Below are 19536 nucleotides of genomic sequence, written 5' to 3'. Positions count from 1 at the left end.
ATTTGACATAATGCGAAACGGCATCCGCTGATCGCGGCCGGTCGTTTCGTGCGGTCGTCGAAAAAAGGCGGGGCTCTTCCCGCGCCGGGATCAGCGTCGGAAAGAGCCCCGGATATTCATGGTCGCGTCAGCGCGAAACGCTCAGATAGCGCGAGGCGTGCCGGTCCATGATGTTGTCTTCCCAGCCCGACACGGCGGACGAGACCAGATGCTGCTGCGTATAGTAGTAGATCGGGATGATCGGCATCTCCGACAGCATGATGCGCTCGGCCTCCTCCAGCAGGTCGGAGCGGGCTTCCATGTCCTGCTCCGTGGCGGCTTCCGCCACCAGCCGGTCATATTCGGCGTTCTGCCAGCCGGCCGGATTCATCTGGCCGATATCGCCGCGCAGATATCCGGCGAATGTATTCGGATCGTTGTAGTCGCCGATCCAGCCGGCACGGACCACGTCGAACTGCAACTCGTCGCGGCTGTTGAGGTAGGTGCCCCATTCCTCGTTCCGCAGCGTGGCGTTGATGCCCAGCGTCTGCTTCCACATCGCCGCGATGGCGATCGCGATGTTCCGGTGATTGTCGTTGGTGTTGTAGAGGATCTCGATGTCCAGCGGCTCGTCGACGCTGAAGCCCGCCTCCTCGTACTTCTCGACCGCCAGCGCGTTGCGCTCCTCCTGGGTCATCGCTTCCCATTCGTCGAGCTGCTGGGGCTCGTAGTTGGCGATGCCGGGCGGCACCCATCCATAGGCCGGGATCTCGCCGCCCTTGGTGATCTGCTTGGTCAGGATCTCCCGGTCGATCGCCAGGAACATCGCCTGACGCAGCGGGATGTTGTCCTTGAACGGCTCGATCTGGGTGTTGATGCCGTAGAAATAGTTGCCGAGATAGACGGTGTTGTGGAACTCCTCGGCCAGGTTCTCCTCGATCCACGGGATCTGGGAGGCCGGAACGTCATAGGTGATGTCCAACTCGCCGGCGCGGAACCGCTGAAGCTCGTTCTCCTGATCCTCGGTCGGATAGTAATAGATCGCGTCCAGCGACACGTTCTCCGCATCGTGGAAATCGGGATTCTTCTCCAGCTTGATGTGGCCCTGCGGCACCCATTCGGTGAGGACGAAGGCGCCGTTGCCGACGAAGTTCTCCGGCTGGGTGAAGGAATCGGGATGCGCCTCGATGGAGGGCATGTGGACCGGGTACGCCATATGGTGCGCCAGCAGGCCGATGAAGTACGGCGTGGGGCTTTCCAGCGTCACTTCCAGCGTTCTGTCGTCGATTGCGACCGCGCCGAGCTGAGTGATGTCGGTGATGGAGCCTTCGTTGATCGCCTTGCCGTTCTTGATCGGCCACAGCATGAAGGCGTAGTCGGCGGCGGTTTCGGGATCGAGGCCGCGCCGGAAGCCGGCGACGAAATCATGCGCCGTGACGGGCGTACCGTCCGACCACATGGCGTCGTCGCGCAGGTGGAAGGTATAGACCAGCCCGTCATCGCTGACGTCCCAGCTTTCGGCGACGCCGGGGATGATCGTCCCGTCCGCCGCCTCTGCCGTCAGCCCTTCGTAGATGTCGCGCTGGATGTTGGATTCCGACACGCCGGAGGATCGGTGAACGTCGAGTGATTCGGGCTCTGCGGCGTTGCCGCGATGAAGCGTGCCGGCGGCCTCTGCGGCGAAGGCGGTGGAGACGAGAAGCGCGGCCGTCAGCGCGGCGCGCGTCGTCAGCTTGCGGATGTGACTCATCGAGGAGTGCCTCTTTCTGTTCGTAACTGAGTTTCTTCTGCGGAAACGGCTCATCTATTCCGTGTCCAGACGCCGGTTTCGACACCCGGCTTTAGAGGTCACGGTAATCCCGCCGAAATCCGCCAGCAAACAAAATCTACGATATGGAAAGAGTAAGGAATCTCCGTTCCCGATCACGCCCGCCGGGTTTCATGAAGAAACCAAAGCACCGCCGTCAGCAGCAACAATGCTCCGGCCTGATGCGCCGCCGCCAGCGGGATGGGAACGCGCATCAGCAGCGTCCCGACGCCGAGAGAGACCTGCAAAAGGACCATGGCGGCGACCGAAGCGGCCGCGGTCGCGGCCCGCCCGCTCAGGCCTTCGATCCTCCCCCGCACCCAGAGCAGCAGCAGGAAAAGCGCCGTCGTCTGCGCCAGCCACCGGTGCGTGAACTGCACCATGGCGGTATTCTCGAAGAAGTTTATCGAAGGCGGGTTGAGGCTCCAGGCCTCCGGCGGCAGGACGTGTCCGTCCATCAGCGGGAAGGTGTTGTAGGCCATCCCGGCGTCCAGGCCGGCCACCAGCGCGCCCCAGAAGGCGGTGGCCCCGACCATCGCCAGCGCCGCCCATCCATGCAGCCTGAGCGAGCGGGAGACGATTGCCCCGTCGCCCTTCGGCCGGAGGAGGCCGAAGCCCACCCAGACCAGCAGCAGATAGATCAGGATCGCGGCGGAGAGATGGGCCGCCAGCCGGTACTGGCTGACCGACGGCCGGTCGACCAGGCCGCTCATCACCATGTACCAGCCCAGCGCGCCCTGGAGCCCGCCGAGCGCGAGGAGGCCCAGCAGCTTCCATTTCAGCGTCCCGCCCCGATCGGCGCGTCCGATGTCGCCCCGCAGCCAGAACCAGAGGAGCGGCAGGGCGAAGACCAGCCCGATCAGCCGGCCCCACAGCCGATGGAACCATTCCCAGAAATAGATCCCCTTGAATGCGGCCAGGCTCATGCCCGCATTCTCCAGGACATATTCCGGCGTCTGCTTGTAGAGGTCGAAGACCTGGTTCCAATCCGCCTGGTTCAGCGGCGGGATCGCGCCGATCAGCGGCTCCCACACCACCATGGAAAGCCCGCTTTCCGTCAGCCGCGTGATCGCCCCGATGACCGCCATGGCGAAGACCATGAAGGCGCAGACAAACAGCCATGCCGCCAGGCGGCGGACGCTGGCGGTCGAGGCGGGAATCGCGGGGGCTGTATCGGTGACGGCGGCCAATTCGGATGACGATCTGGTTGGGGATGGCCGCTATATGGGCCGTCGGCCGCGCGATCGTCAAACCGCGCATCCGCGTCCGTGCGTCGCATCATATTATACTAATTAAAATTGTTATTACTGAATATTTTTGAATGTGAATTGTAATTTCGGATGCGATAGACCATCATCAAACATGTGTTATTGACGATCTAATAACACATCGAACGTGTGGATAAGCCGATGCCCGATATTTCATACTCCCTTCCCGCGCGTCCGGCCAAGCTTTCGAAGGTCGAGGCGATCAAGGAGGAAAGCCGTCAGCTTCGCGGTGCGATCGCGGAGACGCTGGGCGATTCCGCCGCCGACAAGTTCGAGGAGTCGGAGGTCCAGCTTCTCAAGACCCATGGCATCTATCAGCAGTTCGACCGCGACACCGCGACCGAACGCAAGCAGGCCGGGCTTGAGAAGGAACATCAGTTCATGGCCCGCGTCCGCATTCCGGCGGGCCGGCTGACGGCCGACCAGTATCTGAAGCTGGACGGGTTCGCCGACGATTACGCCAACGGGACGCTGAGGATTACCACCCGGCAGACCTTCCAGTTCCACGGTGTCCTGAAGGGCGACCTTCACGAGTTGATCCACGCCATCAGCGGCGAACTGCTGACGACCATGGCCGCCTGCGGCGACGTGGTCCGCAACGTCACCGCGACCCCGGCCCCCATCCGGGACGAGGTGCATGCGACGCTCGACCGGACGGCAGCACTCCTCTCCTCCGTCCTGCTGCCCCGGACCACCGCCTATCACGATATCTGGGTGGATGGGGAGAAGGTCACCGGCGACGCGGTGGAGGAGCCGCTCTACGGCGCGACCTACCTGCCGCGGAAGTTCAAGATCGGCCTCGCCACCCCGGACGACAATTCCATCGACCTGTTCACCAACGATCTGGGCGTCATCGCCCATTTCGACGGCCAGCGGCTGGAGGGCTGGACGCTCGCCGTCGGCGGCGGGCTGGGCATGACCCACAACAAGCCGAAGACCTATCCCCGCCTCGCCACGCCGCTCCTGTTCGTGGAGCCGGACGGGCTGCTGCCGGCGGTGGAGGCGGTGATCAAGGTCCAGCGCGACCATGGCGACCGCGCCGACCGCAAGCACGCCCGGCTGAAATACCTGCTGGATGAGATGGGGCTGCCCTGGTTCAAGGCCCGGGTGGAGGAGCATGCCGGCCGGACCTACGATCCGCCGCGCCCGCTGCCGCGCTTCCGCATCGTCGACCATCTGGGCTGGCATACCCAGGGCGACGGGAAATGGTATCTGGGCGTACCGGTCCCCAGCGGCCGCGTCGCCGACATCGGCGACAGCCGCATCCGCGCCGCCCTCCGCACGATCGTGGAGACGCACCAGCCCTCCATCGTCCTGACGCCGGCGCAGGACATCCTGCTGGCCGACATAGCGGAGGACGCGAAGGAGGCGGTGGAGAAGATCCTGCGCGACCATGGCGTAACGTTGGCCGGCGACCTGTCGCCGCTGGAGCGCTGGGCGCTCGCCTGCCCCGCCCTGCCGACCTGCGGCCTCGCGCTCACGGAGGCGGAGCGGGTCCGCCAGCCGCTGGTCGCCGGCATCCTGGAGCGCCTCACCGCCTACGGGCTGGAGCGGGAGACGATCTCGCTGCGCATCACCGGCTGCCCCAATGGCTGCGCCCGGCCCTATGCCGGGGATATCGGGCTGGTCGGCCGGATGCCGGGCTATTACGCGCTCTATGTCGGCGGCGATTTCGAGGGCACGAGGCTGAATTTCCGCCTGCTGGACAAGGTGGGCGAAAGCGAGGTGCCGACCGTTCTGGACCCGCTGTTCAAGGCATTCTCCGCCGAACGTCAAGGACCGGAAGGCTTCGGCGACTGGTGCGGCCGGATGGGCCCGGCGCATCTTGCGGCCCTGATCGACGAAACCATGCCCGCGGTGAGCATCTGATGATCCCGATCATGCTGGACCCCGCCCAGGTGCGGATAGCCGTCATCGGCAAGGGCGAACTCGCGGCCCGCCGTCTCAGCCAGTTGATAGAGGGCGGCGCGCTACACCTCACGGTCTTCTCGACCGATCCCGTCGCGGAACTGACGGGGCTGGCCGGCGACCGGCTGATCCGCCGCCTGCCGGAGACGGAGGAGCTTGGCCTTTTCTCCGTCGTCTGGATCGTCGACGTCCATCCCGCAACAGCCGAACGCCTCGCCCGCGCCGCGCGGGCGGCCGGCGCGCTTGTGAATGTGGAGGATGTGAAGGATCTCTGCGACTTCCACTCCCCCTCCATCGTCCGGCGCGGCGATTTGCTGTTGACCGTCTCCACCGCCGGCCGCAGCCCCGGCCTGGCCGCCCGCATCCGCCGGCATCTGGAGCGGACCTTTGGCCCCGAATGGGGCGGCCGGCTGGACCGGCTGGCCGGCCAGCGGGACGATTGGCGGGCGGAGGGCAAGGCGCTGCCGGAGGTCGCGCGGCTGACCGAAGGCTTCATCGATCGCGAAGGATGGCTGCCGTGACCGTTTCCGCTGCCCGCTTCGACGATGCCGCGCCTCTGGAGGACAGGGTTGCCCACCTCCGCGCCGCCAACAGCGACCTGCACGGGCAGGAGCTGGTCCGCGCCATGGTGACGGGGGAGATGAAGGGACGGATCGCGCTCGTCTCCTCCTTCGGGGCGGAAAGCGCGGTGCTGCTGGACATGGTGGCGGAAGCCGATCCCGCCACGCCGGTCGTCTTCCTGGACACGCTCAAGCTGTTCCCGCAAACGCTCGGCTACCGCGACGCGCTGATCGACCGGCTGGGCCTGACCGACGTGCGCACCATCCAGCCGGCCGACCGCGACCTGACGCGCCACGATCCGGACGGCACGCTCTGGTCCATCGATCCGGATTTCTGCTGCCACATCCGCAAGACCGATCCGCTGGACGCGGCGCTTTCCGGCTTCGCCGGCTGGATCACCGGCCGCAAGCGGTTCCATGGCGGCAAGCGCGCCACATTGCCGACCATAGAGGGCGACCCGCTGACCGACCGGCTGAAGATCAACCCGCTGGCGCCCTGGACACCGGACGACATCGCCCGCTACCTGGCCGATCGCGACCTGCCGGTCCACCCGCTGGTCGATGACGGCTTCCTGTCGATCGGCTGCCAGCCCTGCACCCGCCGGGTCGGTCCCGGCGAGGATGTCCGCGCCGGGCGCTGGGCATGGCTGGACAAGACCGAATGCGGCATCCACGGCGAGGGCATCTGAGATGGCGCATCCTTTCGCCCTTCCCGACTTCCAGCCCGGCACGGTCTGGCTGGTCGGCGCCGGCCCCGGCGATGCCGGGCTGCTCACGCTGCTGGCGCTGCGCGCGATAGAAAGCGCCGATGTCATCGTCCATGACGCGCTGATCGGCGACGACATATTGTCGGCCGCCCGTCCCGGCGCGCTGATCGAGGATGTCGGCAAGCGGGGCGGCCGCCTATCCCCGAAGCAGGCGGAGATCACCGCGCGCCTGATCGCGCACGCAAGCGAGGGCCGCCGCGTCCTGCGCCTGAAGGGCGGCGACCCGTTCGTCTTCGGGCGCGGCGGGGAAGAGGCGCTGGCGCTGGCCGAGGCCGGCGTGCCTTTCCGGATCGTTCCCGGCGTCACGGCGGGAATCGGCGGCCTGGCCTATGCCGGCATCCCGGCGACCCATCGCGGCATGGCGAGCGCCACGGCCTTCGTCACCGGCCATGGCGCGGCCGGGACGGTGCCGGAAGATGTCGACTGGCCGGCGCTCGCCCGCGGCGCGCAGGTCATCGTGCTCTATATGGGGCTGCGCACGCTGGAGGATATCGCGACGAGGCTGATGGAGGGTGGCCGCTCCCCCATGACGCCTGTCGCCATCGTCTCCAACGCCTCCACGCCGCGCCAGACGGTCGTCACGACAAGCCTCGTCCGCTGCGCTCGGGAATCCCGCCGCCTCAACGCGAAAAGCCCCGCCATTATCGTGGTGGGGGAGGTCGCGCGGCTGCATGATCTGCTCGCCCCCTGGCAGCAGATCAGCCCGAACGGGGAGACCGTCGCCGATCTGGCGGCCACGCCCGCTACCGCCGCCGCGCAGGCTTGAGAATGGAACGCCAATGCCAGCCATGCGGCATGGGAAAGTGGCGTTCTTCGCCGGCCGCCCCTATATCCGGGGCGGGCCGTTCCGTTTGAATTTTTTGTAGAAGATCGCTCGCGTCCGGTGGACGCGCGCCCTAGCTTTGAATGATGGATGCCATGCCAAAAGACGTCATCACCACGGTTTCCACCGATGTCATCGTTATCGGCGCCGGTCCGGTCGGCCTGTTCGCGGTGTTCGAACTGGGACTCCTCGACCTGAAATGCCATCTGGTCGACATCCTGGACAAGCCGGGCGGCCAGTGCGCCGAGCTTTATCCTGAGAAACCGATCTACGACATTCCGGGCCTGCCCGTTGTGACGGGGCAGGAGTTGACCGAACGCCTGCTGGAGCAGGGCAAGCCCTTCTCCCCGCAATTCCATCTCGGCCAGATGGCCGAGCGGCTGGAGAAGACCGAAGACGGCAAATGGCGGCTGGAAACCGACGCCGGCACGGTGCTGGAGGCCCCGGTGATCGTCATCGCCGCCGGCGGCGGCAGCTTCGTGCCCAAGAAGCCGCCGATCCCCGGCATCGACGCCTATGAGGACAAGTCGGTTTTCTACGCCGTCCGCAAGATGGACCGGTTCCGCGACAGGAACATCCTGATCGCCGGCGGCGGCGACAGCGCGCTCGACTGGACGCTGAACCTGCAGCCGATCGCCTCGAAGACGGCGCTGGTGCATCGCCGCGACGATTTCCGCGCCGCGCCGGACAGCGTGCTGAAGATGCGCGCCCTGGTCGCGGAAGGCGCGATGGACCTGCACATCGCGCAGATCACCGAGTTGCATGGAACGGACGGCCAACTGGAAGCGGTGTCGCTGAAGGGGCCGGACGGCGTCACCCAGATCGAATGCGACACGCTGCTGGCCTTCTACGGCCTGACCATGAAGCTGGGGCCGGTCGCGCGGTTCGGCCTCAACCTACACGAGAACCTAATTCCGGTGGATACGGAGAAGTTCGAGACGTCGGAGTCGGGCATCTTCGCCATCGGCGACATCAACACATATCCCGGCAAGCTGAAGCTGATCCTCTCTGGCTTCCACGAAGCGGCATTGATGGCCCAGTCTGCTTTCCATTACGTGAAGCCGGGCGAAAAGCTGCGCTTCCAGTACACCACCTCCTCGACCAGCCTGCAGAAGAAGCTCGGCGTCGCTTGAGGTTTTTTAGTCGTCATTCCGGACTTGATCCGGAATCCATAGGCCCTAGCCGCTTCACCGGCGCGGAGGATCGGGCGCGGACCAGCTTCCGTCGACGCCGCATGGATGCTGGATCAAGTCCAGCATGACATTTTCTTGAGGCCCCGCGACCAGGAACAAGGGCGACATGTCCGACGACTACAAGATCCATGTGACCGACCGCGAAGGTGCGGAGCATACGCTGGACGCGGTGGAAGGCTGGCGGGTGATGGAGATCATCCGGGACCATGGCCTGCCCATCAAGGCGGAGTGCGGCGGCGCCTGCGCCTGCGCCACCTGCCATGTCTATGTCGACGAATCCTGGCTGCCCCGGCTGCATGAGCAGCATCAGGAGGAGATCGACATGCTGGACGAGGCGTTCGTGGTCGAGGACAACTCCCGCCTGTCCTGCCAGATCATCTTCGCGCCGGAACTGGACGGCCTCCGGGTCACGCTCGCGCCGGAAGGTTGATGCCGGGCATGTCCAATTCGTGTATCAGGACCATCCGACAATTCGAGAGGACGATATAAGCATGAAGCTGATCATCCCGGCCCTGGGGCCATTCTACGACCGTTGGGGCGGGATCGCCGAGACGCTGCTTCGAATCGTCGTCGGCGGCGCCCTCGTCACCCATGGATATGTGAAGATCCAGGACCCGTTCGGCGCGGCCGGCATGGTGGAGGGGCTGGGCTTCTACCCCGGCGCCTTCTGGTCGCCGCTCCTGTCCGCGACGGAGTTCTTCGGCGGCATCTTCCTCGCCATCGGCTTCCTCACCCGCCCGGCCGCGCTCGCGGCGATGATCGTCCTGCTGGTCACCGTCTGGTTCCACTGGATCGTCATGGCCCAGGGCTATGCGGGTGCGGAAAAATCCATCATCTGGGCCGCCGCCTGCTTCTATTTCGTGATCCATGGCGGCAAGCGCTGGTCCGTCGACCGCCTGATCGGCCGCTCCTTCTAAGCCTCCGCCGCCCCTCCTATTCGGCCAGGATTCCCGGCTCCCCTCCGCGGTTCGCCCGCGCCTGGGCGCGGGCGCCGGGGGGCGGGGCGTTGGCGGGGCGCACCGTGGCCTCGCCGCCTTCGGCCACCACCAGCCTGTCCGTCGCCGCCTCCAGTTCCACCTCCAGCCGGGCCAGCATGACGTCCCGGCTGAGGTCGGAGGGCAGCGGCGGCAGGAATTCCACCGTGATCGTGCCCGGCTTCTTGATGAAGGACCGCCGCGGCCAGAACACGCCCGAATTCAGCGCCATCGGCAGCACCGGCAGGTCCAGCGCGTCATAGAGCGCGGCGATCCCGATCCGGTAGGGGCCCCAGACGCCGGCCGCCACGCGGGTTCCCTGGGGGAAGATGACGATCGGCCGGCCCTGCCGCGCCATCCGGCGCGCGCCGTCGATCATCGACCCGATCGCCCTCGACCGCCCTCCCCTGTTGACCGGGATCACGCCGGCCTTGGCGGCGTACCAGCCCCAGATCGGTATCCACTTCAGTTCGCGCTTCATCACCGGGGCGGGATCGTCGACCAGCAGATGGAGCTTCATCGTCTCCCATGTCGACTGGTGCTTGGCGGCCAGGATGAACGGCCCCTCCGGCACGTTTTCCAAGCCGGTGACCCGGTAGTCGAGCCCCAGCAGCGTTCTCTCCAGCCAGCTCAGGCTGCGCAGGTAGAAGCGGATCACCACCATGAAGGCGCGTCTGGGAAGCAGCAGCCCCCACAGGATCCCGACGCAGAAGATCGTGGTCCAGGCGAACAGCGCGGCATTGAACAGGAGGGAACGGAGGACGGTCATCGGCTTTCAGCGGGCCTTCGGGGCAACGGCAAGGGCGCCGTCGGTCGGCGGACCCTTCGCCCATATTCGCATCCGACGCCGGAACCTCAAGGGCGATTGGACCGAAAAGCCGTCATCATCCCGCCAGGGCGATCTTCCGCTCCCCGGGCCGGCCGACGCGTTCGGGTGGGAACAGCAGCGTCACCACGGTTCCCTTGCCGAGCGTGCTGTCGATCTTGAGCGTCCCGTCATGAAGCCGCGTCAGCGACTTGGCGATCGCCAGCCCCAGCCCCGCCCCTTCATATTTCCGGCCCAGCGACGTGTCCGCCTGGACGAAGGGCGCAGCCACCCGTTCGATCGATTCCGGCGCGATGCCGATGCCGGTGTCGATCACCTCGATCCGGCAGCCGCCATCCTCCTCCAGCGATGCCCTGATCTCCACATTGCCGCCTTCCGGCGTGAACTTGACGGCGTTGGACAGCAGGTTCAGCAGCGCCTGCTTCAGCTTCCTCTCGTCGGCCAGCAGGCGCGGGAAATTCTCCGGCACGGTTATCTTGACCTCGACGCCGCCTTCCCGCGCCCGGTCGCGCACTAGCCAGCAGCAGGCCTTGATGGAGAAGGCGAGGTCGATATCCTCCTCGCTCAGTTCCACCTGTCCGGCCTCTATCTTGGCGATATCCAGGATGTCGTTGATGACTTCCAGCAGGCGCGCGCCGCTGCGGTTGATGTCGCCGGCATAGTCGGCATATTCAGCCGTCCCCACCGGCCCCAGCGCCTGGTCGCGAATGATTTCCGAAAAGCCGATGATGGCGTTGAGCGGCGTGCGCAGCTCATGGCTCATATTCGCCAGGAATTCCGATTTCGACCGGTTGGCGAGTTCTGCCAGCTCCTTGGCGGCGGTAAGTTCCTCCGCCGTCCGGCGTTCGTAGGTGATGTCGCGCAGGGTCAGCACCATGCCGTTGACGGCGGGGTCGGACAGCAGGTCCCGGGCGCTGACGTCGAACAGCCGGCGGTCCCCGTCCGACCGCACCAGCCGCCATTCCAGGGCCGCCGCCCCGTCGCGGGCCAGCATGTCCAGCGTCAGGTCGACTTCCCGCCGGTCCTGCGGATCGACCAGGTCGGTCAGGCACAGATCGACCAGCGTGTCGGGTTCGATCCCCAGCACCGCCACCGCCGACGGGCTGGCGAAGGTGATGCGATGGTCATCGTCGACCACCACGATCAGGTCGAAGCTGTTCTGCACCAGCGACCGGAACCGTCTTTCAGACGCCTGAAGCGCCAGCGCCTCCCGTTCGCTGAAGGCGGCGAATCGCCGCTCGATCCTGACCGCCAGCACGCCGAAGCCCAGGATGCTGATCGTCACGATCGCCACGGTCGCGCCCAGCAGGTCGCCATCTATGGTGGATCGTAGCCCGACCACCATGGGCAGCGGAACCAGCGTCAGCGCCGCCATGCCGGTGTAGTGCATGCCCGATATGGCCGCGCCCATCGCGCCGGACGCCGCTATCTTCCAGCTGAGCCCGCGCTGGTTGAACGCCAGCCACAACGCCGTCGTCGCGGCCAACACCGCGATCAGGACGGAAAGCGCCACCAGCCCCGGATCGTAGTTGGTCGTCGCATCCATCCTCATCGCCGCCATGCCGGTATAATGCATCGCGGCAACGCCCAGGCCGGTGACGGTCCCGGCCCCGCCGATGACGGCCGGACGAGCGCCCAGCCAGGCGGTCAGCGACAGCCCCAACCCGACGAAGCATATCGCGATGACCAGCGAGGCAGCCGTGAGGAAGGGTTCGTAGGTAACCGGCATCGGGGCGTTCATGGCCAGCATGCCGATGAAGTGCATCGACCATATGCCCCCGCCCAGCGCCGTGGCGGCGCTGGCCAGCCAGGCGGCGCGCCGCCAGCCTGCCGCGGCGGCGACCTGTCCGGCGATATCCAGCGCAGTGAACGAGGCCAGCACGGCCACCACGATGGAGAGCCCCATCAGGATCGGGTCGTGGTGGGCATGGATGGCGTGGTGGTGCATTCGGCCGCCGCGGGGTTGCTGGTGCGACCATTAACGCTCAAGGAAGGTTAATAAAATATGATGTACTTTACAGGATGGCCGTCCGCACCAGCGCCGCCAGGTATTTGTGGTATTCGGAGATCAGGAGGGCGGTCGTTCCGGGCCAGCGCCACCACTCCTTCAGATAGACGTTCGGCGGCGCCACCGGGTGCGGCAGGATCTCGATCTCCGGCAGCGCCTCGTCGAATTCCACCAGGCTGCGCGGCATATGGTAGTTGGCCGTAACCAGCCTCAGCGTCCGGTAGCCCTGCTCCCGCATCCAGGCCGCCGTCTCCAGTGCGTTGCCGCGCGTATCGTCGGCGGCGTAGCCCAGCGTGATGCAGCATTCCAGCTCCGCCGGCGCCTGGCGCGACAGGCGCAGCAGTTCCGCCACCTCGACCCCGGCATAGACGCCCGACACGAACAGCTTGTCCGCCCGGTCGTCCGCCAGGAGCGCCAGCCCCGCCGGCAGGCGCTCCCGCCCACCGGTCAACACGACGATCGCGTCGGTGCGCCGGTCGTCCGCCGGCGGCGTGGCGGACGCCATGTCGGCGAACCAGATCAGCCCGCCCAGCCAAACCGCGCCCAGGATCACCGCCGCGAAGGGCAGCATCCGGACCGCAACCCGCCAGAAGCGGTGATGGCGGCGGGACCGGCGGCGAGCGCGATGGAAGGCGGTGGAGGACATCAGCTTCAGAATATCCGGGAAAGCGCGAGCCTGACGGCGATCCGCGCCGAAATGGCGGCCAGCAGCGCGGCGGCGGCCGGCACCGCCAGCAGCACGAGCGCGCTCCCCACATCCAGCGAGAAGGAAGGCAGCAGACCACCGCCCCCGCGCGGCAGCGCGGCCTGCAGCAGGACGAGCGTCGCCAGCGCCAGCAGCGTTCCAGCGACCGCGCCGCGAACGGCCAGCCTCAGCGCATGGCCCTGGAACTGCCGGGCGACATAGGAATCCGTCGCCCCCATCAAATGCAGGAGGTCGATCACCGGGCGGTGGATGGCGAAGCCGGCGCGGGTGGCGAAGATGACCGCCGCCATCATCGACAGCGCCGCCAGCAGGATGAAGGCGGCCGCCACAGCCTTGACCGTGGTCGCCACGGTCAGCAGGTCGCGCCGCCATTGGCCATGGTCGTCCACCAGCGCCCCCGGCGCTGCCTCGGCCAGCGCGGCTTCCAGCGCCGCCGGATCGACAGCCGGTTCTCCCGCCAGGGTCACGTCGATCAGCACAGGGACCGGGAGATCGCCCAGATTGGCGTCCGGCCCCAGCCAGGGGGCTAGCAGCCGGCCGATGGCGTCATCGTCCAGGACGGTCGCGCCGGCGACGCCCGGCCATGCCGTCAATATCTCCATGATCGCGGCCAGCGTATCGGGGCGTTCATCCGCCGGCAGCGTGCCCGGAAGCTCCACCGTCATCGCTCCCGACAGGCCGCGGTCCCATCTCTCCGCCAGGGCTGCGGTCGACAGAGCCACGGCCAGCGCGAGGCAGGCCAGATAGACCATCGGCGCCAGGATCCAGGGCACGTAGCGGTCCGCCCCGTCCCTCCCCAGCGGCACGACATGCGCGCGTCCGGCTCTTCCTCGCTGTCTCATGCCGGTTCCCCGATGGCCGCTTCCCCCATGGCCAATTCCCCTGCCGGCCCCAGCAGCCGCCCCTGGTCCAGATGCAGGGTCGCATGGGCGAACCGGCGGATCAGCGGCTCGCTATGCGTCGCCACCAGCACGGTCGTGCCCAGCTTGTTCAACTCCTCCAGCAGGTGGAGGAGCCGCCATCCCATCGCCTCGTCGACATTGCCCGTGGGCTCGTCCGCCAGCAGGATGTCCGGCCGGTTGATGACCGCCCGCGCGATCGCCACGCGCTGCTGCTCCCCGCCGGAAAGGGTGGGCGGCCGGGCCTCCAGCTTGTCGCCCAGCCCGACCCAGCGCAGCAATTCGCGCACATGATCCAGAATCCGTCCGTCCCTGCCGCCGGCGATCCGCAGCGGCAGCGCGACGTTCTCCACCGCCGTCAGATGGTCCAGCAGGCGGAAATCCTGGAAGACGACGCCGATTCTCCGGCGCAGCGCCGGCAATTCCCGCCGGGGCACGCTCGCCATGTCGCGGCCCATCAGGGTGACAAGGCCGCGCGACGGGCTGTGGGCCAGCGACAGGAGGCGCAGCAGGGACGATTTGCCCGCGCCGCTGGGGCCGGTGATGAAGTGGAAGGATCCCTCCGCCAGCGTGAAGCTCACATCCTGCAGCACTTCCGGCCCGGCGCCGTAGCGCATGCCGACATTCTCAAAACGGATCAACGGCGACCCTGCCTTCCTCGTCACAGTCGCGCGGCCGGCCATGGCGCGCGAGGGCGAGACCTTACCCGTCCGGCCGCCTGTTCATCAATATTTAGGGGTTCCTTGCGTAAAGCCGGAGCCGCAACCTATAACGGTCGAACCTGCCGCGCGCCTGTCCGGAAACGCCTGATGCTGCTTACCTGCCCCTCCTGCTCCACGCGCTACGCCGTCGATTCGGCGAAGCTGGGCGCGAGCGGCCGCAAGGTGCGCTGCGCCCGATGCAGTCACCAATGGTTCCAGGAGCCGCCTCCGGAGACGGAGGAGGATATCCGCCGGACCGTCTTCGCGCCGCAGCCAGAACCCACCGTCAGGCCGATCCCGCCCGGCTCCAACCTGCCGGCGACCTGGACCGGGAATCCGCCCCGCCGCACCGGCCTGGCCGCCGCCTGGACCGCGCTGGCGCTGCTGGTCGTCGGGCTTCTCGCCGTCGGCTATGCCGGCCGCGACCGGATCGTGGAATTCTGGCCGCCGGCGCTGAAGCTCTATCAGGGGCTGGGGATAGAGGTTCCGGTCGATCTCGCCACTCTCGACGGCGTCGGGCCGGGACTGACGCTGGTCGACCTGACCACCGAGCGGACCGATGGGGCGGGCGGCTCCGTCCTCTGGGTGCGCGGCAGCGTGCGCAACGATTCCGGCGCGCCGCGCACGGTCCCTGACCTGGCGGTCACGCTGACCGGCGCGGACGGCGCAGAGGCCGGCCGATGGACCTTCGCGGTCGACCCGGCCGATCTCGCCCCGGACGCCGCCGCACCGTTCGAGACCAGCTTCCGCAATGTCGGCGACGATGTCGTCGCGCTGGAGATCGCGCCCGCCGCCGAATAGGGCGGCCGGCCGGCGGCGACCGTCATGACCGATTCCCCCTTCCGCCCTCGCATCCTCATCGCCGACGACGAGGAGGCGGTGAGGGAGTTCGTCCGCCGGGCGATGGAGCATGGCGGCTACCATGCCGACGTGGCGGCGGACGGGCTCCAGGCGCTGGAGACTCTCCACCGGGGAGAGAAATACGACCTTCTCATTACCGACATCGTGATGCCCGGCCTGGACGGCATAGAGCTGGCGCTGAAGGCGGCGAAGGACTTCCCCGACCTCACCATCCTCATGATGACCGGCTACGCCGCGGAGAAGCAGCGCGCCTACGGGCTGGAAAGCCTGATCCACAAGGTCCTCTCCAAGCCCTTCTCCCTGAAGCAGATCACCGAAGCCGTACGGGAAGCGCTGCGCCGGGGTTGAGCAAAGCCGTCATGCTGGACTTGATCCAGCATCCATACGGTCTCGACGGGAGCCAGGTCCGCACCCGCTCCTTCGCCGCCGGTGAAGCGGCGGCGGCCCATGGATTCCGGCTCGGGGGCCGGAATGACCACAAGGGGAAAATTCTCACACCTTCGGCGTGCGGCCCTCCAAAATCTCCGTGAAGACCGAAGCGTCGATGTTGCCGCCGCTGAGGATGACGGCCGCCCTGCGGCCCGCATAGCGTTCCCGTTCGCGAATCAGCCCGGCCAGCGCCGCCGCGCCGGCCCCTTCGGCCAGATTGTGCGTGTCGGCATAATAGACGCGGACCGCCCCGGCGATCTCATCCTCCGTCAGGCGCAGGATGCGGGCCGCCCCGCGCCTGATGATCGCCAGCGCGTCGGGATGCGGGTCCCGGCAGGCCATACCGTCGGCGAAGGTCCGGGCGCTGTCGGTCGATGTCGGGCGGCCGGCTTCGAAGGAGAGCGCATAGGCCGGCGCCTCATCCGCCACCACCCCGACGATTTCCGTATCCAGGCCCAGCAGGTCCCGCGCGGCGATCATGCCGCAGATTCCGGACCCCATCCCGATCGGCACATAGGCGACCGCGAGGTCGGGAACGGCGGTGAACAACTCATGCGCATAGGTCGCCACACCCTTCACCAGATCGATATGGAAGGAGGGAACGAAGTGGAAATCCCGCTCCTCCGCGATCCGCCCGGCGGTGACGCGGCTTTCGTCGAAATCCTTGCCGGAGACGACAAGCTCCGCGCCCAGCCCTTCCATGGCCGCGTTCTTCTCCGTCGAGTTGCTCTCCGGCACGACGATCACGGCGGGGATGCCGAATCGGGCGGCGGCAAGGGCGATCGACTGGCCGTGATTGCCGCGCGTGGCGGAGACCACGCCCTTTGGCAGCGCGCCCGCCCGCCGCAGGCCATCCAGATAGACCAGCCCGCCGCGCAGCTTGAATGCGCCGATCGGCGTGTGGTTCTCATGCTTGACCCAGACCTTTGCCCCAGTCCGTTTGGACAGGAGCGGCCATTCATAAGCCGGCGTCTCCGGCACGACCGGCCTGACGAGGGCGGCGGCTGCTTTGAGGTCGTCGAGTGAGAACAAGGTCATCGGTATCCGGCCTTCCTGTTTTCCTTAGCCACAGCCTATGCGACCCGGTGGCGCGCGTTCCACCCTGGAAACCTCGCATCGGCTCGGAACGAAAAGAGAACAATTGATTCGGCGCCTCTGGAACCCTACTCTCATGGGTCCGGTTCAATATCGGATGGAGCGGCGGTCTCTATGACGGTGATGAGCGACATCTCCCGGCGCATCTGGGACATGAAGTACCGGTTCAAAGGGCCTGACGGCGCGCCCGGCGACCCGGAGATCCCGGATAGCTGGCGTCGCGTCGCCGATGCCTTGGCCGCCGTCGAGGCCGATTCCGGCCATTGGGCCGGACGGTTCTACGGCGTGCTGGAGACGCTGGAATTCCTGCCGGCCGGCCGCATCCTGGCCGGGGCGGGCACCGGCCGCGACGTCACGCTCTTCAACTGCTTCGTCATGGGCCGTGTGCCCGACAGCATGGCCGGCATCTTCGAGCATCTGAGGGAGGCGGCGCTGACGCTCCAGCAGGGCGGCGGCATCGGCTACGATTTCTCGACCCTCCGGCCCAGGGGCGCGCCAGTGAAGGGCGTCGGCGCGGACGCGTCGGGTCCGCTCTCCTTCATGGATGTCTGGGATTCGATGTGCCGGACGATCATGAGCGCGGGGTCCAGGCGCGGGGCCATGATGGCGACGCTCCGCTGCGACCATCCGGATATCGAGGCGTTCGTGGAGGCCAAGCAGGAGCCGGGGCGGCTGCGCATGTTCAACCTGTCCGTCCTGGTGACCGACGCCTTCATGCAGGCGATCGAATCCGATTCGCCCTGGGACCTCCTGTTCGACGGCACCGTCTACCGCACCGTCCGCGCCCGCGATCTCTGGGACCGCATCATGCGGGCGACCTATGATTATGCGGAGCCGGGGGTGATCTTCATCGACCGGGTGAATGCGCAGAACAATCTCTCCTACGCCGAGACGATCCATGCCACCAACCCGTGCGGGGAGCAGCCGCTGCCGCCCTACGGGGCCTGCCTGCTCGGCTCCGTCAATCTCGCCCGGCTGGTGCGGAACCCCTTCACGCCGGATGCTTTCCTGGATCTGGACCGGCTGGCGGAGATCGTGCCGGTCGCCGTCCGGATGATGGACAATGTCGTCGACATCTCCCGCTTCCCCCTGCCCGCCCAGGCGGAGGAGGCGCGGGCGAAGCGGCGGATCGGCCTCGGCGTAACCGGGCTGGCCGACGCCTTCCTGATGTGCGGAATCCGCTATGGCGACGCCCGGTCGGCCGCGCTGACGGAGGAATGGCTGGGCGCGGTCCGCCGCCACGCCTATCGCGCCTCGGCCGAGCTGGCGGCGGAGAAGGGGCCGTTCCCGCTCTACGATCCCGAGCGGTATGGCGATGCGCCGATGATCCGGTCGCTGGAGCCGGACATCCGCGACCTGATCGGCCGGCACGGCATCCGCAACGCGCTGGTGACCTCCATCGCGCCGACCGGCACCATCTCGCTTTTCGCCAACAACGTCTCCTCGGGCATCGAGCCGGTCTTCGCCTACGCCTACACCCGCGCGATCCTCCAGCCCGACGGCGCGCGGACGACGGAGACGGTGACCGACTACGCCGTCCAGGCCTGGCGCAACCTGTACGGCCCGGACGCGCCGCTGCCCGACCATTTCGTCGATGTGGCATCCCTGACGCCGGACGACCATCTGGCGATCCAGGCGGCCGCCCAGCGCCATATCGACAGTTCGATCTCCAAGACGATCAATTGCCCGGAAGATTTGCCGTTCGAGGCGTTCAAGGAGGTGTACGCCAAGGCGTACGCGCTGGGCTGCAAGGGCTGTACGACCTTCCGGCCGAATCCGGTCACCGGCGCGGTGCTCCAGGCCGGACCGCCGCCGGCGGAAGCCAGCAGGGCCGGACTGGACGGCGATGGGGATTCGGTGCCGCTGACCGCTGACGGCGGGCCGATGGACAGGCCAGACGCCCTGCCGGGCCGAACCTACAAGCTGCGCTGGCCGGACAGCGACCACGCCATCTACATCACCGTCAACGACACCTGGGCGGACGGCCGCCGACGGCCGTTCGAGGTCTTCATCAACTCCAAGAACATGGAGCATTACGCCTGGACGGTCGCGCTCACCCGCATGATCTCCGCCGTCTTCCGGCGCGGCGGCGACGTGGCCTTCGTGGTCGATGAGTTGAAGGCCGTGTTCGATCCGCGTGGCGGCCAGTGGATGGGCGGGCGCTACGTGCCCTCCCTGCTGGCGGCGATCGGCGAGGTGATCGAGCGCCACATGGTCGCCATCGGCTTCCTCGACCGTCCGGCCGTGCTGGCCCGAACCTCTTCGCCGGAGGCCGATGCGATGCCGAGCGTCGGGCTCACCGCCCGCTCCTGCCCGCGCTGCGGCCGGCCGGGCCTGATCCGCAGCGAAGGCTGCGACCTCTGCCCCGAATGCGGATATTCCAAATGCGGATGAAGATCGACGAGCTGACCAGCGCGGCCGACGCCGCCGAAGCCCGGCCGGACGCCGCCTCCCTCCGCCGGGCAGCGGCGGCGGCGGTCGCGCTTGCCGACGAGGCCGCCCGCAATCCCGACCTCGACCATGACCAGCGCGCCGAGGCCAGCCGGGTCGCGCGGAGCGACTATATGGCGATCGCCCGAACCGTCGCGTCCGGCGGCGGCTTCCGGCTGGAGATTCCGGGCGATGACCCCGCAGGGCCGGTGGAGATCGTCATGGAAGATGGCGGCCGGTTCGATGCGCGCGGCTTCGTCCGCAGGCTGGTGTCGGACTGGCGGCGCGTGTTCGGTGGCTGA

Annotated in this window: 19 protein-coding genes; 11 read left to right on the top strand and 8 right to left on the bottom strand. The window is 67.3% G+C overall.

Annotation, left to right across the window (positions count from 1 at the left end):
- Window positions 1-127: 127 nt before the first annotated feature.
- Window positions 128-1729 (bottom strand): peptide ABC transporter substrate-binding protein, encoded by a 1602-nt coding sequence (locus AAFN89_RS13320; protein ID WP_347539554.1) that lies wholly within the window; start codon window positions 1727-1729, stop codon window positions 128-130.
- A 173-nt stretch (window positions 1730-1902) separates the two neighbouring features.
- Entirely contained in the window at window positions 1903-2976 is a 1074-nt protein-coding gene (locus tag AAFN89_RS13315; protein WP_347539553.1) for a COX15/CtaA family protein, read from the bottom strand.
- A gap of 219 nt (window positions 2977-3195) precedes the next feature.
- On the opposite strand from AAFN89_RS13315, the gene AAFN89_RS13310 reads away from it, so the two are divergent.
- The 7 genes from AAFN89_RS13310 to AAFN89_RS13280 all read left to right on the top strand — a co-directional run bounded on the left by AAFN89_RS13310 (window position 3196) and on the right by AAFN89_RS13280 (window position 9222).
- On the top strand, window positions 3196-4923 hold the full coding sequence (locus tag AAFN89_RS13310; RefSeq protein ID WP_347539552.1) for an NADPH-dependent assimilatory sulfite reductase hemoprotein subunit: 1728 nt from the start codon (window positions 3196-3198) through the stop codon (window positions 4921-4923).
- Window positions 4923-5483 (top strand): NAD(P)-dependent oxidoreductase, encoded by a 561-nt coding sequence (locus AAFN89_RS13305; protein ID WP_347539551.1) that lies wholly within the window; start codon window positions 4923-4925, stop codon window positions 5481-5483. The genes AAFN89_RS13310 and AAFN89_RS13305 overlap by 1 nt, the downstream gene beginning before the upstream one ends.
- Window positions 5480-6211, top strand: coding sequence for a phosphoadenylyl-sulfate reductase (locus AAFN89_RS13300; RefSeq protein WP_347539550.1), 732 nt, complete (start codon window positions 5480-5482; stop codon window positions 6209-6211). The genes AAFN89_RS13305 and AAFN89_RS13300 overlap by 4 nt, the downstream gene beginning before the upstream one ends.
- Window position 6212: 1 nt before the next feature.
- A complete protein-coding gene (cobA, locus tag AAFN89_RS13295; RefSeq protein ID WP_347539549.1) occupies window positions 6213-7055 on the top strand; it encodes a uroporphyrinogen-III C-methyltransferase in 843 nt (280 codons plus the stop codon).
- 152 nt (window positions 7056-7207) lie between these two features.
- Window positions 7208-8245 (top strand): NAD(P)/FAD-dependent oxidoreductase, encoded by a 1038-nt coding sequence (locus AAFN89_RS13290; protein WP_347539548.1) that lies wholly within the window; start codon window positions 7208-7210, stop codon window positions 8243-8245.
- A 166-nt stretch (window positions 8246-8411) separates the two neighbouring features.
- Window positions 8412-8735 carry a 2Fe-2S iron-sulfur cluster-binding protein gene (locus tag AAFN89_RS13285; RefSeq protein WP_347539547.1) on the top strand — a complete coding sequence of 108 codons (324 nt, stop codon included), beginning with the start codon at window positions 8412-8414 and terminating at the stop codon, window positions 8733-8735.
- Between the two features lie 61 nt (window positions 8736-8796).
- Complete coding sequence (locus AAFN89_RS13280; RefSeq protein ID WP_347539546.1) at window positions 8797-9222, top strand: DoxX family protein; 426 nt, start codon at window positions 8797-8799, stop codon at window positions 9220-9222.
- A gap of 16 nt (window positions 9223-9238) precedes the next feature.
- Here AAFN89_RS13280 and AAFN89_RS13275 read toward each other — a convergent pair whose 3' ends face one another.
- From AAFN89_RS13275 to ftsE, 5 genes are all read right to left on the bottom strand, one after another.
- A complete protein-coding gene (locus AAFN89_RS13275; RefSeq protein WP_347539545.1) occupies window positions 9239-10048 on the bottom strand; it encodes a lysophospholipid acyltransferase family protein in 810 nt (269 codons plus the stop codon).
- Between the two features lie 115 nt (window positions 10049-10163).
- Window positions 10164-12053, bottom strand: a complete 1890-nt coding sequence (locus tag AAFN89_RS13270; protein WP_347539544.1) for an MHYT domain-containing protein — start codon at window positions 12051-12053, stop codon at window positions 10164-10166.
- Window positions 12054-12120: 67 nt separating this feature from the next.
- Window positions 12121-12759, bottom strand: a complete 639-nt coding sequence (locus tag AAFN89_RS13265; protein WP_347539543.1) for a YdcF family protein — start codon at window positions 12757-12759, stop codon at window positions 12121-12123.
- Window positions 12760-12764: 5 nt separating this feature from the next.
- A complete protein-coding gene (locus AAFN89_RS13260) occupies window positions 12765-13661 on the bottom strand; it encodes a hypothetical protein (protein WP_347539542.1) in 897 nt (298 codons plus the stop codon).
- Complete coding sequence (gene ftsE / locus AAFN89_RS13255) at window positions 13658-14359, bottom strand: cell division ATP-binding protein FtsE (RefSeq protein WP_347539541.1); 702 nt, start codon at window positions 14357-14359, stop codon at window positions 13658-13660. Before ftsE ends, AAFN89_RS13260 begins: the two co-directional genes overlap by 4 nt.
- A gap of 168 nt (window positions 14360-14527) precedes the next feature.
- Between ftsE and AAFN89_RS13250 the strand changes: the two genes are divergently transcribed.
- Together AAFN89_RS13250 and AAFN89_RS13245 are read left to right on the top strand one after the other, a co-directional pair.
- Window positions 14528-15220: a DUF3426 domain-containing protein gene (locus tag AAFN89_RS13250; protein WP_347539540.1), complete on the top strand. Its 693-nt coding sequence runs from the start codon at window positions 14528-14530 to the stop codon at window positions 15218-15220.
- A gap of 24 nt (window positions 15221-15244) precedes the next feature.
- The gene (locus AAFN89_RS13245; protein WP_347539539.1) at window positions 15245-15628 is read left to right on the top strand and encodes a response regulator; all 384 of its coding nucleotides are present in this window, start codon (window positions 15245-15247) and stop codon (window positions 15626-15628) included.
- A gap of 144 nt (window positions 15629-15772) precedes the next feature.
- On the opposite strand, the gene AAFN89_RS13240 is transcribed toward AAFN89_RS13245, so the two are convergent.
- Window positions 15773-16747 carry a threonine dehydratase gene (locus AAFN89_RS13240; protein WP_347539538.1) on the bottom strand — a complete coding sequence of 325 codons (975 nt, stop codon included), beginning with the start codon at window positions 16745-16747 and terminating at the stop codon, window positions 15773-15775.
- Between the two features lie 171 nt (window positions 16748-16918).
- Here AAFN89_RS13240 and AAFN89_RS13235 point away from each other — a divergent pair, with 171 nt between their 5' ends.
- Complete coding sequence (locus AAFN89_RS13235; protein WP_347539537.1) at window positions 16919-19198, top strand: adenosylcobalamin-dependent ribonucleoside-diphosphate reductase; 2280 nt, start codon at window positions 16919-16921, stop codon at window positions 19196-19198.
- A complete protein-coding gene (locus tag AAFN89_RS13230) occupies window positions 19189-19536 on the top strand; it encodes a hypothetical protein (RefSeq protein WP_347539536.1) in 348 nt (115 codons plus the stop codon). The genes AAFN89_RS13235 and AAFN89_RS13230 overlap by 10 nt, the downstream gene beginning before the upstream one ends.

It is taken from the genome of Inquilinus sp. CAU 1745, from assembly GCF_039839375.1.
GTDB lineage: Bacteria > Pseudomonadota > Alphaproteobacteria > DSM-16000 > Inquilinaceae > JBDOQU01.
The sequence above is the reverse complement of the archived record's forward strand: the minus strand, read 5'-3'. Positions and strand labels throughout refer to the sequence as shown.

Coding starts and splice junctions, on each gene's coding strand:
- AAFN89_RS13265 (WP_347539543.1), bottom strand. CDS start 12,759: ATGTCCTCCACCGCCTTCCATCGCGCTCGCCGCCGGTCCCGCCGCCAT.
- AAFN89_RS13270 (WP_347539544.1), bottom strand. CDS start 12,053: ATGCACCACCACGCCATCCATGCCCACCACGACCCGATCCTGATGGGG.
- AAFN89_RS13250 (WP_347539540.1), top strand. CDS start 14,528: ATGCTGCTTACCTGCCCCTCCTGCTCCACGCGCTACGCCGTCGATTCG.
- AAFN89_RS13310 (WP_347539552.1), top strand. CDS start 3,196: ATGCCCGATATTTCATACTCCCTTCCCGCGCGTCCGGCCAAGCTTTCG.
- AAFN89_RS13245 (WP_347539539.1), top strand. CDS start 15,245: ATGACCGATTCCCCCTTCCGCCCTCGCATCCTCATCGCCGACGACGAG.
- AAFN89_RS13230 (WP_347539536.1), top strand. CDS start 19,189: ATGCGGATGAAGATCGACGAGCTGACCAGCGCGGCCGACGCCGCCGAA.
- AAFN89_RS13240 (WP_347539538.1), bottom strand. CDS start 16,747: ATGACCTTGTTCTCACTCGACGACCTCAAAGCAGCCGCCGCCCTCGTC.
- AAFN89_RS13305 (WP_347539551.1), top strand. CDS start 4,923: ATGATCCCGATCATGCTGGACCCCGCCCAGGTGCGGATAGCCGTCATC.
- AAFN89_RS13290 (WP_347539548.1), top strand. CDS start 7,208: ATGCCAAAAGACGTCATCACCACGGTTTCCACCGATGTCATCGTTATC.
- AAFN89_RS13235 (WP_347539537.1), top strand. CDS start 16,919: ATGACGGTGATGAGCGACATCTCCCGGCGCATCTGGGACATGAAGTAC.
- cobA (WP_347539549.1), top strand. CDS start 6,213: ATGGCGCATCCTTTCGCCCTTCCCGACTTCCAGCCCGGCACGGTCTGG.
- AAFN89_RS13285 (WP_347539547.1), top strand. CDS start 8,412: ATGTCCGACGACTACAAGATCCATGTGACCGACCGCGAAGGTGCGGAG.
- AAFN89_RS13275 (WP_347539545.1), bottom strand. CDS start 10,048: ATGACCGTCCTCCGTTCCCTCCTGTTCAATGCCGCGCTGTTCGCCTGG.
- AAFN89_RS13280 (WP_347539546.1), top strand. CDS start 8,797: ATGAAGCTGATCATCCCGGCCCTGGGGCCATTCTACGACCGTTGGGGC.
- AAFN89_RS13260 (WP_347539542.1), bottom strand. CDS start 13,661: ATGAGACAGCGAGGAAGAGCCGGACGCGCGCATGTCGTGCCGCTGGGG.
- AAFN89_RS13320 (WP_347539554.1), bottom strand. CDS start 1,729: ATGAGTCACATCCGCAAGCTGACGACGCGCGCCGCGCTGACGGCCGCG.